Annotated in this window: 21 protein-coding genes and 1 tRNA gene; 7 read left to right on the top strand and 15 right to left on the bottom strand. The window is 69.0% G+C overall.

Going from position 1 to position 23,630, the window contains the following annotated elements; translation table 11 throughout:
- Window position 1: 1 nt before the first annotated feature.
- From ABGI63_RS23455 to ABGI63_RS23475, 5 genes are read right to left on the bottom strand one after another with little or no spacing between them, the layout of a single operon-like run.
- Entirely contained in the window at window positions 2–1,033 is a 1,032-nt protein-coding gene (locus ABGI63_RS23455) for a FecCD family ABC transporter permease (protein WP_349744984.1), read from the bottom strand.
- The gene (locus ABGI63_RS23460) at window positions 1,030–2,037 is read right to left on the bottom strand and encodes a FecCD family ABC transporter permease (protein WP_349744985.1); all 1,008 of its coding nucleotides are present in this window, start codon (window positions 2,035–2,037) and stop codon (window positions 1,030–1,032) included. Before ABGI63_RS23460 ends, ABGI63_RS23455 begins: the two co-directional genes overlap by 4 nt.
- Window positions 2,034–2,951 carry an ABC transporter substrate-binding protein gene (locus ABGI63_RS23465; RefSeq protein WP_349744986.1) on the bottom strand — a complete coding sequence of 306 codons (918 nt, stop codon included), beginning with the start codon at window positions 2,949–2,951 and terminating at the stop codon, window positions 2,034–2,036. The genes ABGI63_RS23460 and ABGI63_RS23465 overlap by 4 nt, the downstream gene beginning before the upstream one ends.
- 10 nt (window positions 2,952–2,961) lie before the next feature.
- Window positions 2,962–3,249, bottom strand: a complete 288-nt coding sequence (locus tag ABGI63_RS23470; protein ID WP_349744987.1) for a DUF2218 domain-containing protein — start codon at window positions 3,247–3,249, stop codon at window positions 2,962–2,964.
- 10 nt (window positions 3,250–3,259) lie between these two features.
- On the bottom strand, window positions 3,260–5,269 hold the full coding sequence (locus ABGI63_RS23475; protein WP_349744988.1) for a TonB-dependent receptor domain-containing protein: 2,010 nt from the start codon (window positions 5,267–5,269) through the stop codon (window positions 3,260–3,262).
- 190 nt (window positions 5,270–5,459) lie between these two features.
- Between ABGI63_RS23475 and ABGI63_RS23480 the strand changes: the two genes are divergently transcribed.
- Window positions 5,460–6,260 carry a helix-turn-helix transcriptional regulator gene (locus ABGI63_RS23480; RefSeq protein ID WP_349744989.1) on the top strand — a complete coding sequence of 267 codons (801 nt, stop codon included), beginning with the start codon at window positions 5,460–5,462 and terminating at the stop codon, window positions 6,258–6,260.
- Here ABGI63_RS23480 and pcaCD read toward each other — a convergent pair.
- The 4 genes from pcaCD to ABGI63_RS23500 form a co-directional block, all read right to left on the bottom strand.
- On the bottom strand, window positions 6,235–7,476 hold the full coding sequence (gene pcaCD / locus ABGI63_RS23485; RefSeq protein ID WP_349744990.1) for a bifunctional 4-carboxymuconolactone decarboxylase/3-oxoadipate enol-lactonase PcaCD: 1,242 nt from the start codon (window positions 7,474–7,476) through the stop codon (window positions 6,235–6,237). The genes ABGI63_RS23480 and pcaCD overlap by 26 nt on opposite strands.
- Window positions 7,473–8,864 carry a 3-carboxy-cis,cis-muconate cycloisomerase gene (gene pcaB / locus ABGI63_RS23490; protein WP_349744991.1) on the bottom strand — a complete coding sequence of 464 codons (1,392 nt, stop codon included), beginning with the start codon at window positions 8,862–8,864 and terminating at the stop codon, window positions 7,473–7,475. Before pcaB ends, pcaCD begins: the two co-directional genes overlap by 4 nt.
- A 102-nt stretch (window positions 8,865–8,966) precedes the next feature.
- Window positions 8,967–9,719 carry a SapC family protein gene (locus ABGI63_RS23495; RefSeq protein ID WP_137944018.1) on the bottom strand — a complete coding sequence of 251 codons (753 nt, stop codon included), beginning with the start codon at window positions 9,717–9,719 and terminating at the stop codon, window positions 8,967–8,969.
- On the bottom strand, window positions 9,716–11,017 hold the full coding sequence (locus tag ABGI63_RS23500; RefSeq protein WP_349744993.1) for a hemolysin family protein: 1,302 nt from the start codon (window positions 11,015–11,017) through the stop codon (window positions 9,716–9,718). The genes ABGI63_RS23495 and ABGI63_RS23500 overlap by 4 nt, the downstream gene beginning before the upstream one ends.
- 100 nt (window positions 11,018–11,117) lie before the next feature.
- Here ABGI63_RS23500 and ABGI63_RS23505 point away from each other — a divergent pair, with 100 nt between their 5' ends.
- Together ABGI63_RS23505 and ABGI63_RS23510 are read left to right on the top strand one after the other, a co-directional pair.
- A complete protein-coding gene (locus ABGI63_RS23505) occupies window positions 11,118–11,945 on the top strand; it encodes a symmetrical bis(5'-nucleosyl)-tetraphosphatase (RefSeq protein WP_349744994.1) in 828 nt (275 codons plus the stop codon).
- A gap of 35 nt (window positions 11,946–11,980) precedes the next feature.
- A tRNA-Ser gene (locus ABGI63_RS23510) sits at window positions 11,981–12,068 on the top strand.
- Between the two features lie 7 nt (window positions 12,069–12,075).
- Here ABGI63_RS23510 and ABGI63_RS23515 read toward each other — a convergent pair.
- From ABGI63_RS23515 to ABGI63_RS23535, 5 genes are all read right to left on the bottom strand, one after another.
- Window positions 12,076–12,615, bottom strand: a complete 540-nt coding sequence (locus ABGI63_RS23515; protein WP_137944021.1) for a hypothetical protein — start codon at window positions 12,613–12,615, stop codon at window positions 12,076–12,078.
- A gap of 132 nt (window positions 12,616–12,747) precedes the next feature.
- Window positions 12,748–14,664, bottom strand: a complete 1,917-nt coding sequence (locus tag ABGI63_RS23520; protein WP_349744995.1) for a hypothetical protein — start codon at window positions 14,662–14,664, stop codon at window positions 12,748–12,750.
- A gap of 135 nt (window positions 14,665–14,799) precedes the next feature.
- On the bottom strand, window positions 14,800–16,383 hold the full coding sequence (locus ABGI63_RS23525; RefSeq protein WP_349744996.1) for an ABC transporter substrate-binding protein: 1,584 nt from the start codon (window positions 16,381–16,383) through the stop codon (window positions 14,800–14,802).
- Window positions 16,384–16,478: 95 nt separating this feature from the next.
- A complete protein-coding gene (locus ABGI63_RS23530; protein ID WP_349744997.1) occupies window positions 16,479–17,702 on the bottom strand; it encodes an HD-GYP domain-containing protein in 1,224 nt (407 codons plus the stop codon).
- Window positions 17,703–17,823: 121 nt separating this feature from the next.
- Window positions 17,824–18,474 carry a c-type cytochrome gene (locus ABGI63_RS23535; RefSeq protein ID WP_349744999.1) on the bottom strand — a complete coding sequence of 217 codons (651 nt, stop codon included), beginning with the start codon at window positions 18,472–18,474 and terminating at the stop codon, window positions 17,824–17,826.
- Window positions 18,475–18,573: 99 nt separating this feature from the next.
- Between ABGI63_RS23535 and ABGI63_RS23540 the strand changes: the two genes are divergently transcribed.
- From ABGI63_RS23540 to ABGI63_RS23555, 4 genes are read left to right on the top strand one after another with little or no spacing between them, the layout of a single operon-like run.
- Window positions 18,574–19,428 (top strand): AAA family ATPase, encoded by an 855-nt coding sequence (locus ABGI63_RS23540; protein WP_349745001.1) that lies wholly within the window; start codon window positions 18,574–18,576, stop codon window positions 19,426–19,428.
- Window positions 19,425–19,646, top strand: a complete 222-nt coding sequence (locus ABGI63_RS23545; protein ID WP_349745002.1) for a hypothetical protein — start codon at window positions 19,425–19,427, stop codon at window positions 19,644–19,646. Before ABGI63_RS23540 ends, ABGI63_RS23545 begins: the two co-directional genes overlap by 4 nt.
- The gene (locus ABGI63_RS23550; protein ID WP_349745004.1) at window positions 19,647–20,255 is read left to right on the top strand and encodes a GNAT family N-acetyltransferase; all 609 of its coding nucleotides are present in this window, start codon (window positions 19,647–19,649) and stop codon (window positions 20,253–20,255) included. It abuts the gene before it with no gap.
- Window positions 20,231–22,288, top strand: coding sequence for a S9 family peptidase (locus tag ABGI63_RS23555; RefSeq protein ID WP_349745006.1), 2,058 nt, complete (start codon window positions 20,231–20,233; stop codon window positions 22,286–22,288). Before ABGI63_RS23550 ends, ABGI63_RS23555 begins: the two co-directional genes overlap by 25 nt.
- Here the strand turns inward: ABGI63_RS23555 and ABGI63_RS23560 are convergent, their stop codons facing one another.
- The gene (locus ABGI63_RS23560; RefSeq protein WP_349745007.1) at window positions 22,289–23,563 is read right to left on the bottom strand and encodes a sensor domain-containing phosphodiesterase; all 1,275 of its coding nucleotides are present in this window, start codon (window positions 23,561–23,563) and stop codon (window positions 22,289–22,291) included.
- Window positions 23,564–23,630 lie beyond the last annotated feature (67 nt).

Raw genomic sequence — 23,630 nt, forward strand, 5'->3', positions numbered from 1 at the left:
ATCAATCCTGTGCTTCCGTTTGGCGCAGCAGCACCCAGAGCAAGAAGGGCCCGCCCAGCATGCCGGTGATCACCCCGGCCGGCAGCTCCACCGGCGCCAGCACGCTGCGGCCCAGCGTGTCGGCCGCCAGCACCAGGCTCGCGCCCAGCGCCATCGCGGCCGCCAGCGGCAGGCCCAGACCGCCGAACAGCGCGCGCGTCAGGATGGGCGCGGCGATCGCGACAAAACCCAGCGGCCCGGCCACGCTGACCCCCAGCCCGGCCATGGCCGCCGCCAGCAGCAGCACGGCCAGGCGCAGCGGCTCGGGCCGCAGGCCCAGGCTGCGCGCCATCTCGTCGCCCAGGCCCAGCAGGCCCAGGCTCCGCGCCAGCGGCGCCAGCAGCAGCACCAGCACGGCCAGCGCCGCCCCCACCGGCGCGGCCACCTCGTAGCCGCGCGCCAGCAGGCTGCCGACGCTGAAGCTGTAGACCGCGCTGCTGTGCATCACCGGCAAGGTGGCCAGCACCAGATCGAACAGCGCCCGCAGCAGGCTGGCCAGACCCAGGCCCACCACCAGCACCCGATAGCCCTGGCGGCCGCTGCCGCCGGCGGCCGCCAGCACCAGCAGCACCGTCAGCAGCGCGCCGACCAAGGCCTGCCACCAGGGGCCCAGCAGGCCCTCGGCGCTCCACAGCAGGCTCACGCCCATCGCCAGGGTCGCGCCGTCGCTGATGCCCAGCAGGTCCGGGCTGGCCAGGCGGTTGCGCGCCAGGGTCTGTAAAAGCAGGCCCGAAGCACCCAGCGCCGCGCCGAGCAGCGCGCCGGCCACCACCCGCGGCAGCCGCAGCTCCTGCACCAGAAAGACCTGCGGCCCGCTGGTCCCCACCAGGCCCTGCCAGAGCGCGGCCGGGCCCAGCCGCGTGTCGCCCAGCATCAGGGCCAGCGCGGCCGTGGCCAGCAGCCCGAGCAGGCACAGCAGATGCAGCGCCAGCCGCTGCGGCTGCAGACGCAGCGACCAGCCGCGATGGCGCCAGACCCATGCCGCGCCGCTCATCGCCCGCCCCCGCCCGGCGCGCTCAAGGCCAGCCAGCCCTGGCTGCGCACCATCCAGATCAGCAGCGGCGCGCCCAGGATGGCGATCACCGCGCTGACCGGCGCCTCGAAGGGTTGCACCACCAGGCGCGCGACGATATCCGCTGCCACCAGCAGGCCCGCGCCCAGCAGCATCGCCAGGCGCAGCTGCGCGCCCAGCGCCAGCGCACCGAGCGCGCGCGCCAGATAGGGCGCGACAAAGCCCAGAAAGGCGATCGGCCCGACCAGCGCCACCGCGCCGCCGGCCAGCAGCCCCACCACCAGCACCGCGCTCCAGCGCAGCAGTGCCGGCCGCCCGCCCAGGGTCGTCGCCAGCTCGTCACCCAGGCTCAGCAGATCCAGCGGCCGCGCCAGCAGGCCGGCCAGGGCCAGGCCCGCCAGCAGCGGCGCGCAGCCCAGCAACAGCGCCTCGGGCGTGACCCGGGCCAGCGAGCCCAGCACCCAGAAGCGGAACTGGTCCAGCCCCTGCTCGCTGGCCAGCAGCAAGAAGGCCATGAAGCCGCGCGCGCTGGCCGCCAGCGCCAGGCCGGCCAGCACCAGGCGCAGCGGCGACACCCGCGCATCGCCGGCGCGGGCCAGCAGCAGCACCAGGGCGCTGCCGGCCAGCGCTCCGCCGAGGGCCCAGAACAGCTGGGCCTGGGCGCCGAGGTGGCCCTGCAACACAAAGCCGGCCGCGATCGCCAGCGTCGCGCCGGCATTCACGCCCAAGAGCCCCGGCTCGGCCAGCGGGTTGCGCGTCACCGCCTGCAGCAGCACGCCGGCCGCCCCCAGCGCCGCGCCGACCAGCAGGGCCGCGCCCAGGCGCGGCGCGCGCAGCTGGCCCAGCACCATCTGCGCATGCGCGTCGACCGCCGCACCGCCCAGCCAGGCCCAGCTCTGGGCCGGGCCGACACGCCCAGGCCCCAAGAGCAAGGCCAGCAGGCTCAGGACCAGCAGCGCGCCCATCAGGCCCAGCGAGGCCCTCACCGCCGGCTCAGCAAGGCCTGGGCCGCCTCGTCCAGCACCGCCAGCGCCGCCAGCGGGCCGCCGGTGACGGTCCACAGCGAGGCATCGACCTCGCGCACCCGGCCGGCCTTGGCGGCGCCCAGCTCCTTGAATTCGGGCTGGCGCAGCAGGGCCGCCAAAGCCTCGGGATCATGGGCGCGGCCGCTCCTGAACATGCCCATGAAGAGCCAGTCGCCATCGATCTTGCTCAAGGCCTCGCGCGACAGCGGGCCCGAGTGCCCGGCGCCCGGCTCCTGCTGGGACGCCGGCCGGCCCAGGCCCAGGTCGGCCAGCACCTGGCCGGCAAAGGCATCGCCCTTCATATAGACCGGGCCCGAGGGGGTCCAACGCACGATGCTGGCGCTCTTGCCGGCCTCGCCGGCGAGCTGCTTGCGCAGCGCGGCGGCCTTGGCCTGGTAGCTCTCGACAACCGCCTTGGCCTGGGCCTCGCGGCCCAGCATCGCCGCCACGCGCGCCAGCGTCTGCTGCCAGCTGTCGGTGTTGGTCGATGTCACCAGCGTCGGCGCGATCTTGCCGAGCTGGCTCAGCAGCTGCGCATCGCCGAGGCCGCCGGCCAGGATCAGATCGGGCTGCAGGGCCAGCACCCGGTCCAGGCTGGGCTGGGCAAAGGCGCCGACACCGGGCACGCCGGCGGCGCGCTCCAGCAGATAGGCCGGCAGGCTTTGCTGGCCGCGCCCCAGGGTGCTGCCCACCGGCTTCACACCCAGGGCCAGCACGATGTCCAGATCGCGCTCCGACAGCACCAGCACCCGCTGCGGCGCGGCCGGCACGCGCAGCGCGCGGCCCTGCGCATCCTTGACCTCGCGCACCTCCTGCGCCCACGCAGGCAGGGCCAGCAGGCCGGCACTCAACAACAGGGATCTTCTCTTCAACATGGGCTTCTCCTCAAAGCGTCCGCCACTGCAAGAGCAGCGGTTCGCGGCGTGTCATCAATTGCAGATGCGAGTCCAGCACCCCATGCAGGCGGGCCTGGCTCGCGGCATCGGCGGCCTGACAGTCAAAACAAAGCGTGGCCGGATCGGGGGCGCTCATCTCGCACAGGCCGAATTCGAAGGCCAGCCGCGCGTGCTGCGGCTGCAGCTCGACCGGGATCTTTTTCGCAAAATGCTTGGCGAGCTTGAACAGGAACTGTTCGGCCTGGGGGGTGGCCACGCTGGCTTGGGACTTGAACATGGTGCGGGCCTCAGAACTTGGCATTCAGGCCCAGCCAGACGCGGCGGCCTTCGTCCAGCATCCAGTTGCCGTCCAGGCCGGTGTTGCGGCCGCGCTCGTCCACCGCGACCTGCTCATCGGCGAGATTGAGCAGGGCCGCGCTGAGCGTCAGCGTGCTGTTCAGGCGCCAGGCGCCGCCCAGGTCCACGGTCGTCAGCCCCTTGCGCTCGCGCACATTGCGCGCGCCGTTGCGAAAGCCCGCCCAGTACTGCTTGCCCTCGGCGCTGAGCCGGGCATAGCCGGACAAGACCTGACCCTGAGCCCAGTCCAGGCGCAGCGAGGCCTTGTGCTCGGGCGTCTTGTCCAGCGGCCGGCCGTCCAGCGGGCTGCCGTCGAACGAGGGTTCGCCGCCGCCCTGGCGGCGCGAGCGGGTGTAGGTGTAATTGCCGGCCAGGGCCCAGTCGGCGGCCAGCGGCCAGGCGGCGGCCAGCTCCAGGCCGCTGAGCTTGACCCGCGCCACGTTGTCGTAGATGTAGACGTCCAGCGCCGGGTTCAGCGGATCGACCTTGCCGGTGCTGTAGCTGACCACCTTGTTGCGGAACTGGTTGTGGAACAGCGCGGCCGAGGCGCTGCGGCCCTGCTTGCCGTCATAGCGCAGGCCCAGCTCGGCGCTGCTGCTTTGCTCTGGCTTCAGGCCCGGATTGCCGCACAGCGAGCCGCGCCGCGGCGAGCTGCCGCCGGTGCTCATGCAGTAGCCGGCCGTGGTCTGGCGCAAGGTCGGTGACTTGAAGCCCTTGGCGACGCCGCCGCGCAAGGTCCATTGGGCGTCGAGCTGGTAGACGCCGTAGACGCGCGGGCTCCAGTGCGAGCCGTAGCGGTCGGCATGATCGAGGCGCAGGCCGGTGGTCAGGGCCAGGGCCTCGCCGAGCTGCCATTCGTCCTCGGCGAACAGCGCGCTGGACTTGTCGCTGACGCTGTCGGGGCTGGCCGGGTGGCCGGCCACCGGCGATTCCTTGCCGATGCCGGACAGGCGGCTGCGGTTGAGCTGGCCGCCCAGATTGAGGCGGTGCTGGCCGAAGGCCAGGGTCAGCAGGCCGTCCAGCACGGTGTTGACGATCTCGGGGCGCACCGCACCGAGCAGGCCGGCATCCCAGACCTTCTGCTCGCCGCTCTCCTGGTACAGGGCCAGGCGCGAGCCACCCCAGTCCCAGGCGCCGCGATGGCTGAGCGCCCAGTGCGTGCGGGCCTGCTCCATCTCATAGTGCTTGGCGGTCGGTGCGCTGGTCTTGCCGGCGCTGCTTTCCTGCTTCAGCGCGCCGCTGCCGGCCTCCAGCCAGAAGGACTGGCCGGCGGCCGGCGTCAGGCTCAGCTTGGCCGTCAGCTGGCGGTTCGATGTGCCGTAGGCGCCGCTGGTGGCATTGGCCGGGAGGTAGAAGCGATCCTCGTCGCGCCGGCTGCTGCTGCCGTAGATCTGCAGGCCCAGCAGATCGGTCTTGATCGGGCCGCCCAGCCAGAAGTCGAGCTGGCGCGCGTCGCCCTGGATCTTGTCCTCGGCCTGGGTGAAGCCCAGCGAGGCCGAGCCGGTCCATTGCGCCAGGTTCTTGCGCGTGATGACATTGATCACCCCACCCATCGCGTCGGCGCCGTACAGCGCCGACATCGGGCCGCGCACCACCTCGATGCGCTCGATCGCCTCCAGCGGCGGGGTCTGCCAGGCGGCCACGCCGCTGGTGCCGCGGTTCATCGTTTCGCGGGTGTTCTGGCGCCGGCCGTCCACCAGGATCAGCGTGTACTCGCCGGGCAGGCCGCGGATCATGATGTCCTTGGCGCTGGGGCCGGGACCCACCACGCTGACGCCCTCGATATGGCGCACCGCGTCCTCCAGGTTGGCATAGGGCTTGTGGGCCAGCTGCTCGCGGGTGATCACGCTGATGCTGGCCGGCGCTTCGCGCACGATCTGCTCATGGCCGCTGGCGGTCACGACCACGCGGTCGAGGCTGGCGGTCTGGGCCTGGGCGCCGGCCGCCAACAGGGCCAGCACGAGGGGACGGAGTCTTGGGAGGGTCGGCATGGGGTTCTTTGCGGAGTGGATTCTACAAACCAAATAAGAATGATTTGCATTAACATGAAGCCAGCGAGTATTCCATTCCCTGCCGGCCGGCGCTTTTGCGGCCACCACGCCGACCTTTGCGAGACCCCACCCTGCGATGCGAGAGACTGCGCTTTGTCAAATGATCCGGCTGCGCCCCGGCCTGGAGCTGCGCTGCAGCGATGTGCGCCATGCCCACCGCGGCGATGGCGGCGGCGCGGCCTCGGCCGGGCTCTATCTGGTGATGGTGCTGGCCGGAGAGGTCCAGGTGGCGTATGGCGGGCGCCGGCTGCGGCTGGTGGCCCAGGCCGGTGCCGACGGTGCGCTGATAGCGCTGCGCGAGAACGACAGCTTCGAGCGCAGCGACTGCGGCCCAGGCCCGGAGCGCAAGCTCAGCCTGTGGGTCGGCCCGGACTGGCTGGAGCAAGCCGGGCTGACGCCGGCCACCCCGCATCTGAACATGCGCTCATGGCGGGCCAGCCGACGCCTGCAGGGCCTGGCCGATGCCATCATCGGCACGCCGGTCGCCGACCATGGCCTGGCACGGCTGCAGACCGAATGCCGGGTCATCGAGCTGCTGGCCGAGGCGCTGGGCAGCCAGCACACCGATGCCGGCCCGCCCGCTCGCATGCGGGCGGCCCGCGAGCTGCTGGACAGCGGCGCCGCCGATGGCTGGAGCCTGGCCGAGATCGCGCTGGAACTGGGCCTGCACGAGAACACCTTGCAGCAGCAGTTCCGCCTCGCCTATGGCTGCACGGTGTTCGAGCATCTGCGCCGCCGGCGGCTTTCGATCGCGCGCCGTTCGATCGAGCACGAGGGGCATAGCGTCACCGAAGCGGCCCTGAGTGCCGGCTACAACAGCCCGGGCAACTTCGCCACCGCCTTCAAGCGCGAGTTCGGCTGCTCACCCGGCCAGCTCAAAGCCCGGCGGCAAAGGGCCTGAGCAGGCCCAGCAAGGCCTCGGGCTGCTCCAGCGGGCTCAGGTGCGAGGCGCCGGCCAGCACCTCCAGCCGCGCGCCCGGGATGCGCTGCGCGATGGCCTCGGCCATCGCCGGGGTGGCGCCCTGGTCCAGCGCGCCGGCGATCACCAGGGTCGGGCAGCGCACCGCGCCCAAGGCCTCCAGATAGTCGACCCCGCACACCGCCTGGCAGGCGGCGATATAGGCGGCCGGATCCTGGGCCAGCAAGCGGCTGTGCAAGAAGGTTGTGGCCTCGGGCTCGGCGGCGCGGAAATCGGCATGCAGATAGCGCTCGGTGACCATGCCGGCCACCGCCGCCATGCCGCCGGCCTCGACCGCCGCGATGCGTTGGGCCCAGGCGGCGCGCGCGGCCTCGGGATACTGCGCCGTCGTGTGCGCCAGCACCAGGCCGCGCAGCAGCTCCGGGTGCTTCAGGGCCAGGCCCTGCCCCACCATGCCGCCCAGCGACAGGCCGACAAAGCAGACCGGCCCGCGGCCCCATTCGCGTATCAGCCGCGCGGCATCGTCGACCAGCTCGTCCAGGCGGTAGGGGCCGGCGGGCCGGGCGGATTCGCCATGGCCGCGCTGGTCATAGCGCAGGGTCGGGTGCTGCCCGCCGAGCGCGGCGGCCAGGCCGTCCCAGAGATGGGCATCCAGGCCCAGCGCATGGGCGAACACGATGGGCACGCCGCCACCCTCGCCCTGCAGCAGCAGATGCAGCTGCGGCTGGCTGAAGGTGTGCTGCGCGCGCGGGCGTACCGCGCGCGTCAGCGGCGCCGGCAGCGGCGCCAGGCCCTCGGCCTTGAGGATCTCGCCGGTGATCTTGAAGGCGGTATTGGCCGCCGGCACGCCGCAGTAGATCGCGCCCTGCAGCAGGGTCTCCTGGATCTTGGCAATGGGCACGCCGCCACGGACGGCCGCGCGGCAGTGCAGCTCGAACTCCTCCCAGCGCGCCATGCCCATGGTCATCCCCAGCACCAGCAGGCGCCGGGTCGGCTTGTCCAGGCCCGGCCGGCCCCAGATCTCGTGCCAGGCATAGCGGGTGATGAAGTCCTGGAACTCGGCGTTGAAGGCGGTGGCGCCGGCGGTCGAGCGCTGCACCCAGTCCTCGCCCAGCATGGCACGGCGATTGACGAGGCCGCGGTCGAAATCGTCGTCGCGCTGGTCGGGGGAATCGGCGGAATCGGGATGAGCGGTCATGGCGCCAGCGGTTGGTCCATCAAGGACTGCCATTGTGAACGTGCCGTCAGCAGCACCTTGTGCACACGGGCGTCGGCATGGCGGGCGGCGGCCTGCACATCGAACACCGCATCGAGCTCGTCCGCGCTGATGCCGCGCGAGAACTCGGCATCGCCCTGCCACAGGCCCTGGGCCAGCAGCCGCAAGGGCCGGCCCTGGGCCGCGACCTGCTGCGACAGGCCCTCGACCAGCTGATGCGCCCGCGCCTTGCCGCAGACCCGCGCCAGCAGCAGGGCCAGGCCCTCGGCGGCAACCAGATCATCAAGACGCTCGATATTGGCCCGCATGCGCTCGGGCTCGATGCGCAGCGCCGCCAGCGCCCCGGCCAGCGCCTGCAGCGCGCCATGACTGCTCAGCAGCAGGCCGGTCCACTCGGCCAGCTCGGCCTGCCAGCCGCCCAGGCCGCGCTCATGCTCCTGCCCCATGCAGGCCAGCAGCGCGGCGACCCGCTGCGGCGCGCGCTGGGCCGCCGCCAGCGCCTGCATGCAGGCGACCGGGTTGCGCTTGTGCGGCATCGCGCTGGACCCGCCGGAGCCGCTGACCGCGCCCTCCATCATCTCGCTGACCTCGGCCTGGGCCAGCAGCGAGAGATCGCGCGCCAGCTTGCCCAGCGAGCCGCACATCACGCCCAGCTCGGCACCGAGCCGCACCCAGCGGTCGCGCTGGGTATGCCAGCACTGATCCGGCAGGCGCAGGCGCAGCTCGGCCGCGACCTGGCTCGCCACCGCGTCGGCCTTGTCGCCCAGCGAGGCCAGCGTGCCGGCGGCCCCGCCCAGCTGCAGCAGCAAGGCCTCGTCGGCCCGGGCACGCAAGGCCTGGGCCGAACGCAGCAGCGGCATCAGCCAGTTCAGCAGCTTGCAGCGCAGGCTGCTGACCAGGGCCGGCTGCATCAGCGTGCGGGCCAGCATCGGGGTGGCGTCGGCAGCCTCGGCCCGGTCCAGCAGATGGCCGCACAGGCTCAGTAGATCGTCGTCGATCAGGCGCAGCGCACGGCGGGTCTGCAAGACCATCGCGGTGTCGATCACGTCCTGGCTGGTGCTGCCCCAGTGCACATAGCCGGCGGCGGCCGGGTCGAACAAGGCCACCGTCTCGGTGAGCTTCTTGACCAGCGGTATCGCCAGGCTGCCGGCACGGCCGCTGGCGGCGACCAGGCCGGCCACATCGTAGAGCTCGGCCCGGCACAGGCTGGCAATCGCCTGGGCGGCCGACTGCGGGATCACGCCGGCCTTGGCCTCGGCGCGCGCCAGCGCCGCCTCGAAGTCCATCATGGCCTGCACGATGGCGCTCTCGTCGAAGAGCGCCAGCATCTGCGGCGTGGACAAAAAACCCTCGAATACCAGCACTGACATCAACCCATCCTGAGGATCTTTGCAGCGATGCTAACGAGGGCTGGCGGGACTGCGAGCCCGGGGCTTACCCGCAGCGGGTTTGCCCCGGCGTGGCGGCAAGCCTCAGGCAGCGGCGCTGTGCGCCTGCGCCAGACGGCTCATATTGCCCATCGAGACACGGTGCATCTCGATCAGGCCCAGCAGGCCGCTGCGGTGCAGCTGCAACACCTTCTCGTCTTCCAGCTGCGCGAGCTTGTCTTCGTTGATGGCCAGGAAGCCGTCGACATCGATCTTCTCGCCATTGGGCAGTGTGGCCTCGAAGCGCATGTCCTGCAGCAGGTCGAACTCCTGCAGCTGGGCGCAGACCATGCGGGTGCGCTCGGCCTCGCGCTCGAAGCTCTCGAGGAAGTTCTTCGCGTTGACGGTGAACTCGGTGGGCTGGCCGTCGGCGGCGAACAGCAGCTGACCCTCGGTCTGCGAAAAGCCCTTCCACTGCTCGTCAAAGCAGACGGCGATGTCGTCGCTGTTGTTGATGCGGGCCATCGCGAAGGGGTAGCGACGCAGGTAGGCGGGCAGGTAGTTGCCGGTCCACTGGCCGTCCTTCAGGAACAGATTGCTGCCCGGCTTCAGGCCGAACACGGCCAGCGGGGCCACCGCCGGCTTGGCGCCTTCGGCGGGCTGCTGCGCGCTGTCGCCGACGCGCACGAACACGATAGGGAATTCCTTGCAGGCATCGGCGAACTCGACCGCCGTCAGGAACAGCGAGTTCAGGCCGGCGACGCGCTCCAGCGTCGGCAGCTCGGCCTGCAGGCGCAGGTTCTTGTGCTGTTCACGGTCCAGCGGCACCAGCGAGCCGTACAAAGGGGGGTTGCTCATTTCTCATCATCTCCGTCTTGAGCCAGTCGTTCGACCAGCACCTTGTCCACACGCTTGCCATCGAGGTCCACGACCTCGAATCTCCAGGCGTTCCACTCCACCACATCGGCCGTGCGCGGCAAACGCCCCAGCAGCAGCATGATCATGCCGGCCAGGGTGTTGTAGCGCCCACGATCCTCTTCGGGCAGTTCCTTCAGGTCCAGGCGGTCCTTCAGCTCGGGGCTGGGAATCAGGCCGTCCATCAGCCAGCTCCCGTCCTCGCGTTGCACCGCCCAGGCATCGCCATCGCTGGGCGCCGAAAACTCGCCCGCGATCGCTTCCAACACATCACGCACCGAGATCACGCCCTGGACCTCGCCGTACTCGTCGACGACAAAGACCAGCTGCGCATCCGAGCCGCGGAAATGGTCCAGCAGCTCCATGCCCGACAAGGTCTCGGGCACAAAGATCGGCGCCTCCAGATCGTCGCCCAGGTTCAGCGGCTGGCCCGACAGCGCGCGCTGCAGCAGGGTCTGGGCCGAGACCACGCCGATCACATCGTTGAGCCCTTCGCGGCAGACCGGGTAGCGGCTGTAGCCATGGGCTTGCAGGATGGACAGCACCTGCGGCGCCTCGTCATGGATATTGAGCCAGGCGATCTCGGCGCGCGGAATCATCATCGAGCCGACCTGGCGCTCGTCGAGCCGGAACACATTGCGCACCATCTGGTGCTCCTGCTCCTCGATCACGCCGGCGTCCAGCCCCTCTTCCAGGCTGGCCGCGATCTCCTCTTCGGTGACGCCGCGCTGCGCCTTGCCGCGCAGGCCCAGCAGGCCCAGGGTCGCGTCGGTCGCGAAGGTCAGGAACTTGACCAGCGGGCGCGCCGCCATCGACAGGAAATTCATCGGCGGCGCCACCAGGCGGGCCACAGTTTCCGGATAGATCTGCCCCAGTCGCTTGGGCACCAGCTCGCCGAAGATGATGGTGGCCACGGTCAGTATCACCACCACCAGGCCGGTGGCCGAGTAGTCGGCCGCCTGCTCGGCCAGACCCAGCCCCATCAGCCACAGTGCCAGCGGGCCCGAGAAGGCGGCTTCGCCGACGATGCCGTTGAGCACGCCGATCGAGGTGATGCCGATCTGCACGGTCGACAGGTATTTGGTCGGATTCTCATGCAGGTCCATCGCCGCCTGGGCACCGGACTCCCCGCCTTCCACCATCACCTGCAGCCGGGCCTTGCGGGCGGCGGTGAGCGCCATTTCCGACATCGCGAAAAGGCCGTTGAGCAGAATCAGAAAAATGACTAGGGCGGTATCCATTGGCAGCGCGAGCCTCGGGTAAACCCGGTCGCGCATCGGTTCTTTCGGGGGCGCAAGCGTAGCAGAAGGCCATGACACAAACCCACCGCACAATCCCGGTATGAACTATCTGATCGGTGATCTGCAAGGCTGCTGCGACGCGCTGGAGCGCCTGCTGGCCACGCTGGACTTCTCGCCCTCGCGCGACCGGCTCTATCTGCTGGGCGACCTCGTCAACCGCGGCCCGGCCTCGCTGGCCACCCTGCGCCGCCTGCAGGGCCTGGGCGACGCGGCCCGCTGCCTGCTGGGCAACCACGACCTGCACCTGCTGGCCGCCGCCGCCGGCACCCGCAAGCCGCACCGCAGCGACACGCTGAGCGAGATCCTGGACGCGCCCGACCGCGAGGCCCTGCTGGACTGGCTGCGCCAGCAGCGCCTGGCCCGGCACGAGCAGGGCTGGTTGATGGTGCATGCCGGCGTCGTGCCGCAATGGGACGCGGTGCAGACGCTGGCCCTGGCCGGCGAGGTCGAGGCGTTGCTGCGCGGGCCCGATCTGCAGGACTTTCTGCAACAGATGTATGGCAATGAGCCGCTGAGCTGGGACGAGTCCCTGGCCGGCACCGCCCGATATCGCTTCATCGTCAATGTGCTGACCCGGCTGCGCTTTTGCGATGCCCAGGGCCGGCTGGACCTGAAGACCAAGGACGCCGATGGCGCGCCCGAGGGCTTCCTGCCCTGGTTCGATGTGCCCGGCCGGCGCAGCGCCGGCACCCCGATCGCCTTCGGCCACTGGTCGACGCTGGGCCTGCTGCAGCGCCCCGACCTGCTGGCGCTGGACACCGGCTGCGTCTGGGGCGGCCGCCTGACGGCCGCCCGGGTCGAGACCGGCCGGGTGCTGGAGATCATCCAGGTGGACTGCGCACAGGCCCAGAAGCCGGGCCTTGCATAGCGGCTAGAATGCGCGCTCTGCGCAAGGCAGAAACCGGAGGCTTGGGGGAGTGGTTTAACCCAACAGTCTTGAAAACTGTCGACGGGCAACCGTCCGTGAGTTCGAATCTCACAGCCTCCGCCAAGCGGGCTCAGCCCCCCTTGATACGCACGGTGAACGTGATCTTGTAGCTGCCGCCATCGCCGCTGTAGCTCAGCGGGGACAGCGAGGTCTCGGTGGTCACCAGGGGCACGACGAAGCTGTGCGAGCCCAGGTACTCATCATTGGACAGCGTGCTCTTGAGCAGATCGGTCAGCTTCGGTCGGACGATGGAGCGCAGCTGATCGCTGTTCAGATTGGCCCAGGCACTGCCGCCGTAGATATTCCAGACCGACTGCATCATCAGCTGCAGGACGCCGCCGCTGCCGAGGTCGGGGTCAAAGTCCTCTTCCAGCAGCCAGGCGAAGACAAAGGCGCCGCCGGCCTCGGCCTCGTTGACGATCTGTCGCATATTCATCGTCTTGCCGGCGAGGAAAGCGCCATCCCAGTCGGGATCGCGCACGCGGATCAGCTTGCCGCCGGGCACATTGCGATGACCCATGAAGACCATCAGATAAGGGGCATCGCTGCCGCCCTCGCTGGTGTCATCCAGGCACTTGATCTGCGTAACCATGAGTTGACGGGTGGGCATGCTGCACCTCCATTGCTGACGGACAGGCGCTAGGGCCTTGGCGGTCGCCAAAGGCTCGGCCGTGTCGTGAGTCAGGCTAGGTGCGCCCCCTGCCCCGGCCCATCCCTAGGAGTGTGGGCCGCGCGCCGGCGCTCAGGGCTGCAGCGTATACCGCGTCACCAGCCGCCGCCCCGCGCCGTCCTGGGCCGTGAGCCAGAGTTCGTAGGCCAGCGGCGTCTGCCCGGCCTGGGCCGACAGCGCCGGCAGGCTCAGCGTGCTGGCCGGCGGGAAGGCGGGCGTGAAGTCGCTGATCGTCACGCTGCCGCTGTAGCGGATCAGCGCCCGCACGCCGCTCAGGCGCAGATCGGGGTTGGCGCCGGCCCAGCTCGACCAGTTCAGCGCCAGGCCGCCGGCCAGGGCGGCGGCACTCAGCGGGGCGCTCGCGCTGACGCCGTCCAGCGCCGGATGGCGGGCGGCGGCCGGCGCGCTGGCCGGCAGCTCGGCGCGCAGCCAGCTGTTGCGGGTCTCGGCCGTGCCGGCCAGCGTGTAGCTGGCCAGGTAGCGGGCAGCGCGCAAGGTGTCGGCGCCACCCAGCCAGCCCAGGCTGGTGGGCTGCAGCAAGGTGTCGGACAGCGCGCCGCTGGCCACGGCCGAGGTCGCGCCGGCGGCCGCGCTGATGCACAGCCAGCGCTGGCCGCAATAGGCCAGCGGGATGCTGAAGCCGCCGGGGGTCTGCACCGTGGCCTTGTCGAGCAGCGCCGTACCGGCACTGTCCTGCGCCTGCAGCAGCAGCTGCACGCCCAGGCCGGGATTGCTGGCCGGCGCAACGACGCTGGACAGCGCGCCGCCGGCGTCCAGACCCAGCCAGGAGACCGGCAGCAGGCTGAACTCCAGCTTCTTGCCATTGCCCTTGAGCAGCCACTTGGGCTTGGTAAGGCTCAGTGCATCGCTGAACAGCGCGACCGTGGCGCCGCTGCTGTCGCTGACCGGTGCGGCCACCAGCACGCGGTTGCAGCCGGCCGTCACCGCCACATCGTCGGCACAGCCGCCGAGCTGGAAGCGGCCAAACTGCCAGTTCTTCTGCGCATAGCCGGCCAGCAGCGCCGAGAGCTCGGCGAGCGTGCGGCCGTTGTGGCCCTCGTAGCCGACCAGCAGCTCGGAGGCGGCAAAGGTGGCGGCGCTGGCGCCCTGGGCGATCAGCTTGTTCAGCGCCGCACCCAGATCGTCCATCGTGGCCAGCTCGGGCAGCACCTTGGCGGCGCCGGTGGTGGCCTTCAGCGTGGAACTGATCGCATTGGCCGGCGCCGCATCGGCGCTCTTGGCCAGCTCGGTCTTGGCCGTGGCCAGATCCACCAGCACCTCGGCCGGCTGATTGATCAGCAGCTTGTTGCCCAGCTGCAGCTGCTCGACACCCTTGCTGTTGGTGACCAGGCTGATGCGCAGGCTCTCGATCAGCAGGTCCTGGCTGTTGCTCTTGACGGCCGCGAAGCCGGCATCGCCCAGCAGGTTCAGGGCGGCCGCATCGCTGATCTTCAGCTCGGTCAGCTGGGTCTTGACGATGGTCTTCAGGAAATCGGCGGCAGCGCCGGTCTTGCTCAGACTGGCCAGCAGGGCCGCGTTGTCGGCGGCCTTGGCGAACACCGGCCGCGGGTCGGTGCCCAGAGCCAGCGCCACGGCGGCGTCGCTCAGCGGGGTCAGCTGGGCCGTCATCGTCGCGGCGGCGGTCTGCACGGTGCCGTGCAACACCTGCGGCTGGCCGGCCGCGTCCATGCCGCGCGCCTGCAGCAGCAGGGGCATCGCCGGGCTCTGGGTCGACAGGGTCAGGCGGTAGGTGCCCTCGACCGGGTGGGCCACGGCCGAGCCGACGCTGGCACCCTTGGCATCGACCACGCTGATGCGGGCGCCGCCCAGCGGCGCGCCGACGGCGGCCACGCCGCTGAGCACCAGGTCGGCGGCCGGCGTCGTGCCGCCGTCGCCGCCCGAGTCCGAACCTCCACCACCACCGCAGGCAAGCAGACACAGGGCGGCCATCAGGCTCAACGGGCGGGCGGCAATAGAGGGCAAGCGCATGGCGAGGGGCAACTCGGGCAGGGAGATGCAGCGAGTATGGCCAGGGCGCGCCGGAACAAATGCCGCATCAGCGCCGGAAAGTGCGGCCAATAAAAAACGGCCCGCAGGCCGTTTTGTCGATCCGCTCGGATCCTCTTACTTCGGATTGACCGTGACCCAGGCCGTCTCGAACCAGTTGTCGGCGCGGTGCACCACATTGACATTGTTGCGTGCGGCCCAGGGGATGACCTGGCGGTGCAGCGGGATCACATTGACCTGCTCCTTGACCTCCATCAGCGCGGCCTTGATCAGTTGCTCGCGCTTCTTGGCATCGGCCTCGACGCTGCTCTGCGCGGCCAGCTGGTCGAACTTGTCATTCTTGAAGTTGCCGTAGTTGTAGGCGCCGACACCCTTCTCGCCACGGTTGCGCAGCACCGGGGTCATCATGGTCTCGGCATCGGTGATGGCGCCGCCCCAGCCGTACAGATAGACGCTGGTGTCGAGCTTCTCGACCTTGGGGAAGAAGGTCACGCGCGGCATTGCATTGACCTTGACCTTGACCTTCAGCTGCGCCCACATCGTGGCCACGGCCAGGCAGATCTCCTCGTCGTTGATATAGCGGTTGTTCGGGCAGTCCAGCGTGAGCTCGAAGCCGTCGGCATAGCCGGCGTCGGCCATCAGCTTGCGGGCGGCGGCGATGTCGAAGGGGTAGCGGGTCTCGATGGCCGGGTCGTTGTAGGAACCCAGCGGCGACGGCGTCAGTCCGCCGGTGGGCACCGACAGGCCATTCATCAGCTTGGTGCGCATCGTCTCGACATCGATGGCCTGGTAGAGCGCCTTGCGCACGCGCTGGTCCTTCAGCGGATTCTTGTCGCCCGGCACCGCGCCATAGAGCAGCTTGTCGCGCGCCTGGTCCATGCCCAGCATCACCAGCCGGTTCTCCGGCCCGTCGACGATCTTGACGCCCTGGGTATTGCGCAGCCGCGGCACATCGCGCGGCGCCGGGTCCAGCACGAAGTCGATCTCGCCGGACACCAGAGCGGCCAGGCGGGTCGCGTCATTGCCGATCGGCGTGAATACGATGTCCTGCACATTGCCGTCGAACTTGCCCCACCAGTTCGGGTTGCGCTTGTAGACGGTCTTCACGCTGGGCTCGCGGGTCACCAGCATATAGGGCCCGGTGCCATTGGCGTTGCGGCTGGTGTGGGCCTCTTCCTTGTTCTTGAAGTCCAGCGGGCGGGTCACCTTGTGCTGCTCGCTCCAGCTCTTGCTCATGATCCACAGCGTGTCCAGATGCTGCAGAAAGATCGGGTTGAAGGTCTGCAGCTGGAACTCGACGGTCAGATCGTCGATCTTCTTCGGCGTGCCGACAGCGGCCGCATAGACGGCGATCTGCGAGGTCGGCTCCTTGGCGCGGTTGATCGAGTACACGACGTCATCGGCGGTCAGCGGCGCGCCGTCATGGAACTTGATGCCCGGGCGCAGCTTGAAGCGCCAGACCAGCGGCGAGGGCTGGCTCCACTCGGAAGCCAGGCCCGGCACGATATTGAGCTTGGCATCGCGCTTGGTCAGCCGCTCGTAGACCTGACCGTTCATCATATTGGTCATGCTCTCGTTCTGAGAGTGCGGATCCATGGTCTGGGGATCACCCTGACTGGCCCAGCGCAGGGTTTGCGCCTGCACGCTCAGCGCACAGGCGGCGCTAACCAGGCCCAGCAGCAAAAACGGCTTTCTCTTCATTCGGGAACTCCCAACTGTGAACGGACGGTGGCGCGAGTGTAGGCAGGCGCGGCAGCGCGCAGCCCCTGGGATTCACCTGATGGGGCTAGCCCGGATCAGCCGCGCGCATCGGGCTTGGCCCAGAGCTCGTCCAGATGGGTGAAGCCCCAGTCCTGCGGCAGCTCGCGGCCAACGATCTTGTCGTTGCAGGAGGCTTGCGACAGATCCAGCACCTGTACCGGCACCGGCAGCTTGGAGCGGGTCGAGTAGAACACCCGCACCACCGGCGCCACCAGCTTGACGGGATTCTGTTCGATCACCACCGCGAGCCGGCCCGAATGCAGCTTGACCAAGGTGCCGACCGGGAAAATGCCGACACTCTTGACGAAGGCCTGGAACACCGCCGGATCAAAATGGCCCTGCCACTGCGCCATGCGCTGGATCGAGCCGGCCGGATCCCAGGCGACCTTGTAAGGCCGGTTCGACGTGATCGCGTCGTAGACATCGCAGACCGCCCCCATGCGCGCCAGCAGGCTGATCTGCTCGCCGGCCAGCTTGTCCGGGTAGCCGCTGCCGTCCATCTTCTCGTGATGGTGCAGGCAGACATCGAGCGCCGAATCGGGCACCGCACCGCCTGCCTTGAGCGCCTCGAAGCCCATCCGGGGGTGGGAACGCATCGTCGCGTACTCGGCATCGCTGAGCTGGCCGGGCTTGTTGAGCACCTCCAGCGGCATCATCATCTTGCCGACGTCGTGCAGCAGTCCGGCCAGACCGGCCTCGCGCACCTGCTGCTCGGACAGAGCCAGTTGGCGACCCAGGGCCACCATCAGCGCACATACCGCCACCGAGTGCATATAGGTGTAGTTGTCCTTGGTCTTGAGCCGCGACAGGCTGATCAGCGCCGACGGGTTGCGCGCCACCGAGCTGGCCACGTCCTCGACCAGGGGCAGACATTGCTCGGCATCGACGGCATGCCCGAGCCGGGCCTCGCCGAACAAGCTCATCACCGTCTCGCGCGACCGGCTCACCAACTGGCCGGCGCGCACCATCTCCTCGCCCAGGCTGGCACGAGGGGCTGGCGGCGCCGGGCTGGGCGGCGGCGCGGCGGCCACGGCTGGGACCGGAAGGGCCGCATCGGCCGGCGCCGGCAATTCCAGATCGACACCCTTGCTGACATCGATCCAGACCGCCACGACGCCGCTGGTTCGCAGCGCCTCCAGGTCCGCCGGGTCCTGCAGCACGAACTTGGTCTTCCAGAACGGATGCGAGAGCCAGGATCCCTCCATCGACTGCAGGAACATGCCGAGTTGAACCTGCGGGGTTGGAATCTTCTTGAGCATGGCGCGACCTGTGCTGATGCGACAAGCCCTCAGTATCGGGTGTGGCACACGTCGCCATGCCGGAATCAGGCGCAAAAAAACCGCCTACAAGAGGCGGTTTGCTCGGGCAAACCCGGGGTTCTCAGCGCAGCTTGGGCTGCGGCACGACCTTCAGCTCGCCCGGCAGCGAGGCCAGGTATTTGGACATGGCCTTCAGTTCGGCATGGCTGAACTGCTTGACCTGGCCGGCCATGATGGCGTTGCCGCGGCCCACCACGGTGTTGCCCTCGACCTGGTAGGACTTCAGCGCGGCATACAGATAGTCGGCATGCTGGCCGGCGATCTTGGGATAGCTGCCGTCGATGGGCTTGCTGAAGTTCGCACCATGGCAGGAGGCGCAGGCGCCCTTGTTCAGCAGCTCGGTGACCTGGGCGCTGGCCGGCACGGCGGCCTCGGGCACGGTCGTCGTGCTCTTGCCATGCTGCTCGTAGTAGGCCGAGATGTCGGCGATGTCCTGCTCCGTGAGGCTCAGCGCGATGCCGCGCATCGTCGGGTGCTTGCGCTCGCCCTTGGCATAGGCGCTCAGCGAGGCGGCGATGTACTTGGCGCCCTGGCCCGAGATCATCGGCACCTTGTACACCTCGGGGAAGCTGGACTGGTAGCCCGGGATGCCATGGCAGCCGATGCACATGGCCACCTTCTTCTGCCCGGCGGCCACATCCTGCGCCTGCACCGAGGTCAGGGCTCCGACGGTAGCGGCCAAAGCGAGCGAAATCTGCAGCAGTTTTTTCATGGTCCCGAGTGTTGTAGTGCTGGGTCTGGATCTGACACCGGGCGCGATTATAGGGGGCCCGTATACTGGCCCGCTGCCCATCTGTCGTTGATCTACACCATGAAGTTTCAAGGCTCGGACCAATACGTCGCCACCGCCGACCTGATGCTGGCGGTCAATGCCGCCATCACGCTGCAGCGTCCCCTGCTCGTCAAGGGCGAACCCGGCACCGGCAAGACCATGCTGGCCGAGGAAGTCGCCCAGGCCCTGAAGCTGCCGTTGCTGCAGTGGCATGTGAAGAGCACGACCAAGGCCCAGCAGGGCCTGTATGAGTATGACGCGGTGAGCCGGCTGCGCGACAGCCAGCTCTCCGGCATCGAGGGCACGGACAAGGTCCGCAATATCGAGAACTACATCGTCAAGGGCGTGCTGTGGCAGGCCTTCGAGGCCGATGCGCCGGTGGCCTTGCTGATCGACGAGATCGACAAGGCCGATATCGAGTTCCCCAACGACTTGCTGCGCGAACTCGACCGCATGGAGTTCTACTGCTACGAGACGCGCCAGCTGATCAAGGCCAAGCATCGCCCGCTGGTCTTCATCACCTCGAACAACGAGAAGGAGCTGCCCGACGCCTTCTTGCGTCGCTGCTTCTTCCACTACATCAAGTTCCCCGATGCGTCGACGATGCAGAAGATCGTCGACGTGCACTTTCCCGACATCAAGTCCGAGATGCTGGCCGCCGCGATGAAGACCTTCTTCGACGTGCGCAATCTGCCCGGCCTGAAGAAGAAGCCCTCGACCAGCGAGCTGCTGGACTGGCTGAAGCTGCTGGTGGCCGAGGACATCCCGACCGAGGCGCTGAAGAGCGGCGATGACAAGGTGCTGATCCCGCCCCTGGTGGGCGCCTTGCTGAAGAACGAGCAAGACCTGACGCTGTTCGAGAAGCTGGTCTTCATGCAGCGGAACAACCGATGAGCGGCCAAGACCTGGGCAAGGCCTTCCGGCAGGGGCTGGCCGACGCCATCGGCTTCGTGCTCGGCGCGCTGGCCGGCTGGCAGCTCGGCCGCTGGCTGGGCTATGACTTTATCGCCAGCACCGCCTGGGGCGTTCCCGAGCTGATCGGCCTGGCGCTGATCCTTGTGGGCTGCGGCCTGGGCCGCTGGCTGGCGCGCAAACTGATACTGAGAGACTGAATGGCAAGCACTGACACGACGGTCATCTGCACACCGGTCACGCTGAGCGGCCGCCACGCCACGCTGGCACCGCTGGCCGCCGAGCACGAGGCCGGCCTGCAGGCCGCCGTGCGCGAAGGCGAGCTCTGGCAGCTCTGGTACACCGCGATCCCGACCCCCGAGGGCATGGCCGCCGAGATCCGGCGCCGGCTCGATCTGCTCGCCCAGCAGCGCATGCTGCCCTTCACGGTCTTCGATGCCGAGCAGCGCATCGTCGGCATGAGCACCTTCATGAATGTCGACAACGCGAACCGCCGCGTCGAGATCGGCTCCACCTGGTATGGCGACAGCGTGCAGCGCAGCCTGCTGAACACCGAGTGCAAGCTGATGCTGCTGACGCATGCCTTCGAGACCCTCGACTGCATCGCGGTCGAGTTCCGCACCCACCGCTTCAACAGCGCCAGCCGCCGCGCCATCGAGCGTCTGGGCGCCCAGCTCGACGGCATCCTGCGCTCGCACATGCGCGCCAGCAACGGCACGCTGCGCGACACCGCCGTCTACAGCATCACCGCGACCGAATGGCCCACCGTCAAAACCCATCTGCAATGGCAACTCGCAAAACCCCGCTGAAGAAAACCCCCAAGAAGACTTTCGACGTCGACGCCCTGTGGCAGGTCGAGCGCGTCGGCGCCCCCAGCCTGTCGCCCGATGGCGCCCAGGCCGTGGCCGCCGTGACCCGCTATTCGATGGAAAGCAACAAGGCCCAGTCCGGCCTGTGGCTGCTGTCGACGCTGGGCGGGGCGCCGCGCGCACTGACCAGCGCCGGCGACAAGGACGGCCAGCCGCAATGGAGCCCGCAGGGCGACCGGATCGCCTTCATCGCCCGCCGCGAGCAGCAAGGCAGCAAGGATGAGGAAGCCCAGCTCTACCTGATCGCGCCGGACGGCGGCGAGGCCCAGCGCGTCGGCAGCGTGGCCACCGGCGTCGAGGCCTTCAAATGGTTTCCGGACGGCAAGCGCATCGCCTTCATTTCCTGGGTCTGGCCCGGGCTGAAGGGTGCGGCCGCCCAGGCCAAGGCGCACAAGGAGTTCAAGGAACGCAAGGCCAGCGGCTACGTCACCAGCGAGGCGGTCTACCGCTACTGGGACCACCATGTGCCGATGGGCCGGGTCGCGCATCTGCATGTGATGGATGTGGCCACGGGCAAGACCCGCGACCTGTTCGAGGGCACGGACATCGAGCTGACCCGCGCCGACCCCGACGCCCACTGCTTCGACATCGCGCCGGACGGCAAGCGCATCGCGTTCGCCTTCGACCCCGCCGCCGAGAAGCGCCTGGACAACCGCTATGCGCTGGCCGAGGTCGAGCTCAAGAGCGGCGCGATCCGCACGCTGCTGCAGGACAAGGACTGGGACCTGCAGGCGCCGCGCTACAGCCACGCCGGCCAGCACCTGGCCTTCCTGGCCAGCCACCAGGGCAAGAAGCACACCATGCCCTCGCAGCTGGCGGTGCTGGACACGCAAGGTCACTGGGCCGTGCTGTCCGAGCACTGGGACTACGAGGTCACCGCGCCGCTGCGCTGGGATGAGGACGATCTGGGCCTGCTGTTCGGCGCCGAGGAGCGCGGCCGCCGCCACCTCTGGCGCTTCGACGTCAAGACCTGCGAGGCCTTCAAGCTCTTCGAGGGCGGCAATGCAACGGCCTTCGCGCTGGAAGCCGGCACCCTGGTCGTGCAGCACGACAGCGTCCAGCATCCGCCGCGCCTGTCGGTGGTCGTCAGCGAGGGGGATGAGGAGGGCCAAGGTCAGGTCATCAGCCGCATCGAGTCCTTCAACGACAGGCTGCTGGCCGACTACGCCTTCTGCCGCCACGAGGAGGTGGTCTACCCCGGCGCCCAGGGCGACGATGTGCAGATGTGGCTGGTCTACCCGCCCGGCTTCGATGCGAAGAAGAAGTACCCGGTGATGCATCTGATCCATGGCGGCCCGCACACGGCCTTCGGCGACAGCTGGCATTTCCGCTGGAACCACCAGGTCTTCGCCAGCCAGGGCTATGTGCTGGCCTGCGTCAACTATCACGGCTCCTCGAGCTTCGGCTACCAGTTCCTCGACTCGATCACCCAGCGCTGGGGCGAGCTGGAGCTGCAGGACGTCGAGGCCGGCACCGACTGGATACTCAAAAAGCCCTGGGCCGACAAGAAGCGCGTCTTCGCCACCGGCGGCAGCTACGGCGGCTATATGGTCGCCTGGATGAACGGCCATGTGAAACCGGGCCGCTACCAGGCCTATGTCTGCCACGCCGGCTGCTACGACTGGCAGGCCATGTTCGCCGACGACGCCTACACCTGGCATGCCAAGGAACTCGGCGCCTGGTACTGGGACGATGCCGCCAAGGTGGCCTCGCAAAGCCCGCACGCCTTCGCGAAGCACATGGCCACGCCGACCCTGGTGATACACGGTGCGCTCGATTACCGCGTGCCCGATGCCCAGGGCCTGGCCTACTACAACACGCTGAAGGCCAAGGGCGTCGACGCGCGCCTGCTCTGGTACCCCGACGAGAACCACTGGATCCTGAAGCCGCGCAACAGCAAGCTCTGGTACGGCGAGTTCTTCGGCTGGCTGAAGAAGTACGACCAGGCGCCCGCCCGCACCAGGAAGGGCTGATCAGTCCCCTTCGGCCAGGCCCCAGTCGATATCGCCGCACAGCACCCGCAGCTGGCCATCGCGCCAGAAGGCCACCGAGACGGTGACGCACATGCGGGCGCCGTGCAGGCTGAGGTAGGGGCGGGTCACCTGCACCTCGCCGACCGAGGCGATGGCACGGCGGAAGTAAGGGCGGCGGGCCCAGCGGGCATCGCCGGCCCGCTCCAGCGGCGCGTAACGCGGGTCGACCACATCGACCCGGCCCGAGGGCGCCACCCGCTCGCCCTGCTCGCGGCCCTGCTCGTCCAGCAGATAGCAGAGCTGGGCCTGCTCCAGCCGCAAAAAGGCCGCGCAGGCCTCGGCCAGCGGCCGGCCCTGCTGCAAGGGTTGCAGGGCCAGGGTCAGTGCGGTCAGAAAGGGTGCGACCCGCTCCTCGTCGGCATGCCGCAGATGCAGATGGCGCTGGTCGAACAGCTCCCAGGCGCTCTCGACCTCGCCGCTGACCGCCTTGCTCAGCAGCTGCGGTGAGGGATGGCCAAAGGCATAGCCCTGCACCAGGTCGACATCGGCGTCCAGCGCCAGATGGGCCTCGTCCTGGGTCTCGACGCCCTCCAGCAGCACCAGGGCACCGCATTCATGCAGCAGGGCCACCATCTGGCTGAGCACGCGGGCGATGCGCTTGGAGTCCATCGCGCGGGTCAGCAGGCTGCGGTCGAGCTTGACGATCTCGGGCCGGATGCGCCAGATGCGGTCGAAGTTGGAATGGCCGACGCCGAAATCGTCCAGCGCCAGCAGGCAGCCGGTGGCGCGCGCCTGCTCGACCGCCAGCTCGAACTTGTGATCCTGCGACATCACGTCCTCGGTCACCTCGAACACCAGGCGCTGCATCGGCAGGCCCAGCTGGTGCACGACCTCGACCGCGCGCGCCAGCATCTCGGCCTGCTCGGCGACATTGACGAAGACCGCCGCGTGCACATTCAGGAACAGCCAGCTGTCCTGCGCCTGCTGGGCGACGAAGTTGTGCACATGCAGCAGGCGGCACAGCCGGTCCAGCCGCACCTGCTCCTCGAAGCTGCCGACCCGCTCGAACAAGCTCATCGGCGACAGCAGCCGCCCCTGCCCGTCCTGCACCCGCACCAGGGCCTCGTAGCCGACCGGGCGGCGGTGCGGGAAGCTGTAGATGGGCTGGAAGCTGCTGCTCAGCAGACAGTCACCATGGCGGCCCTGCCAGATGCCGTCCTGCTCGCTGATCGCCTCGTACAGGGCCAGCAAGGTGCTCTCTACTTCGGTGGCCATGGCACTCCGATCCGGCGGTCTTGTCAGCGCGATGCTAGCGGATAGCGGGCCTGGCTGCGGTGCAGCA

This window comes from Roseateles cavernae (assembly GCF_040187885.1).
Lineage (GTDB): Bacteria > Pseudomonadota > Gammaproteobacteria > Burkholderiales > Burkholderiaceae_C > Roseateles_E > Roseateles_E cavernae.

Bases quoted from the DNA above. Each gene is read 5' to 3' on its own strand.
- ABGI63_RS23455 (WP_349744984.1), bottom strand. From the start codon at position 1,033: ATGAGCGGCGCGGCATGGGTCTGGCGCCATCGCGGCTGGTCGCTGCGT.
- ABGI63_RS23465 (WP_349744986.1), bottom strand. From the start codon at position 2,951: ATGTTGAAGAGAAGATCCCTGTTGTTGAGTGCCGGCCTGCTGGCCCTG.
- ABGI63_RS23470 (WP_349744987.1), bottom strand. From the start codon at position 3,249: ATGTTCAAGTCCCAAGCCAGCGTGGCCACCCCCCAGGCCGAACAGTTC.
- ABGI63_RS23480 (WP_349744989.1), top strand. From the start codon at position 5,460: ATGATCCGGCTGCGCCCCGGCCTGGAGCTGCGCTGCAGCGATGTGCGC.
- pcaCD (WP_349744990.1), bottom strand. From the start codon at position 7,476: ATGACCGCTCATCCCGATTCCGCCGATTCCCCCGACCAGCGCGACGAC.
- pcaB (WP_349744991.1), bottom strand. From the start codon at position 8,864: ATGTCAGTGCTGGTATTCGAGGGTTTTTTGTCCACGCCGCAGATGCTG.
- ABGI63_RS23495 (WP_137944018.1), bottom strand. From the start codon at position 9,719: ATGAGCAACCCCCCTTTGTACGGCTCGCTGGTGCCGCTGGACCGTGAA.
- ABGI63_RS23500 (WP_349744993.1), bottom strand. From the start codon at position 11,017: ATGGATACCGCCCTAGTCATTTTTCTGATTCTGCTCAACGGCCTTTTC.
- ABGI63_RS23505 (WP_349744994.1), top strand. From the start codon at position 11,118: ATGAACTATCTGATCGGTGATCTGCAAGGCTGCTGCGACGCGCTGGAG.
- ABGI63_RS23515 (WP_137944021.1), bottom strand. From the start codon at position 12,615: ATGCCCACCCGTCAACTCATGGTTACGCAGATCAAGTGCCTGGATGAC.
- ABGI63_RS23520 (WP_349744995.1), bottom strand. From the start codon at position 14,664: ATGCGCTTGCCCTCTATTGCCGCCCGCCCGTTGAGCCTGATGGCCGCC.
- ABGI63_RS23525 (WP_349744996.1), bottom strand. From the start codon at position 16,383: ATGAAGAGAAAGCCGTTTTTGCTGCTGGGCCTGGTTAGCGCCGCCTGT.
- ABGI63_RS23530 (WP_349744997.1), bottom strand. From the start codon at position 17,702: ATGCTCAAGAAGATTCCAACCCCGCAGGTTCAACTCGGCATGTTCCTG.
- ABGI63_RS23535 (WP_349744999.1), bottom strand. From the start codon at position 18,474: ATGAAAAAACTGCTGCAGATTTCGCTCGCTTTGGCCGCTACCGTCGGA.
- ABGI63_RS23540 (WP_349745001.1), top strand. From the start codon at position 18,574: ATGAAGTTTCAAGGCTCGGACCAATACGTCGCCACCGCCGACCTGATG.
- ABGI63_RS23545 (WP_349745002.1), top strand. From the start codon at position 19,425: ATGAGCGGCCAAGACCTGGGCAAGGCCTTCCGGCAGGGGCTGGCCGAC.
- ABGI63_RS23550 (WP_349745004.1), top strand. From the start codon at position 19,647: ATGGCAAGCACTGACACGACGGTCATCTGCACACCGGTCACGCTGAGC.
- ABGI63_RS23555 (WP_349745006.1), top strand. From the start codon at position 20,231: ATGGCAACTCGCAAAACCCCGCTGAAGAAAACCCCCAAGAAGACTTTC.
- ABGI63_RS23560 (WP_349745007.1), bottom strand. From the start codon at position 23,563: ATGGCCACCGAAGTAGAGAGCACCTTGCTGGCCCTGTACGAGGCGATC.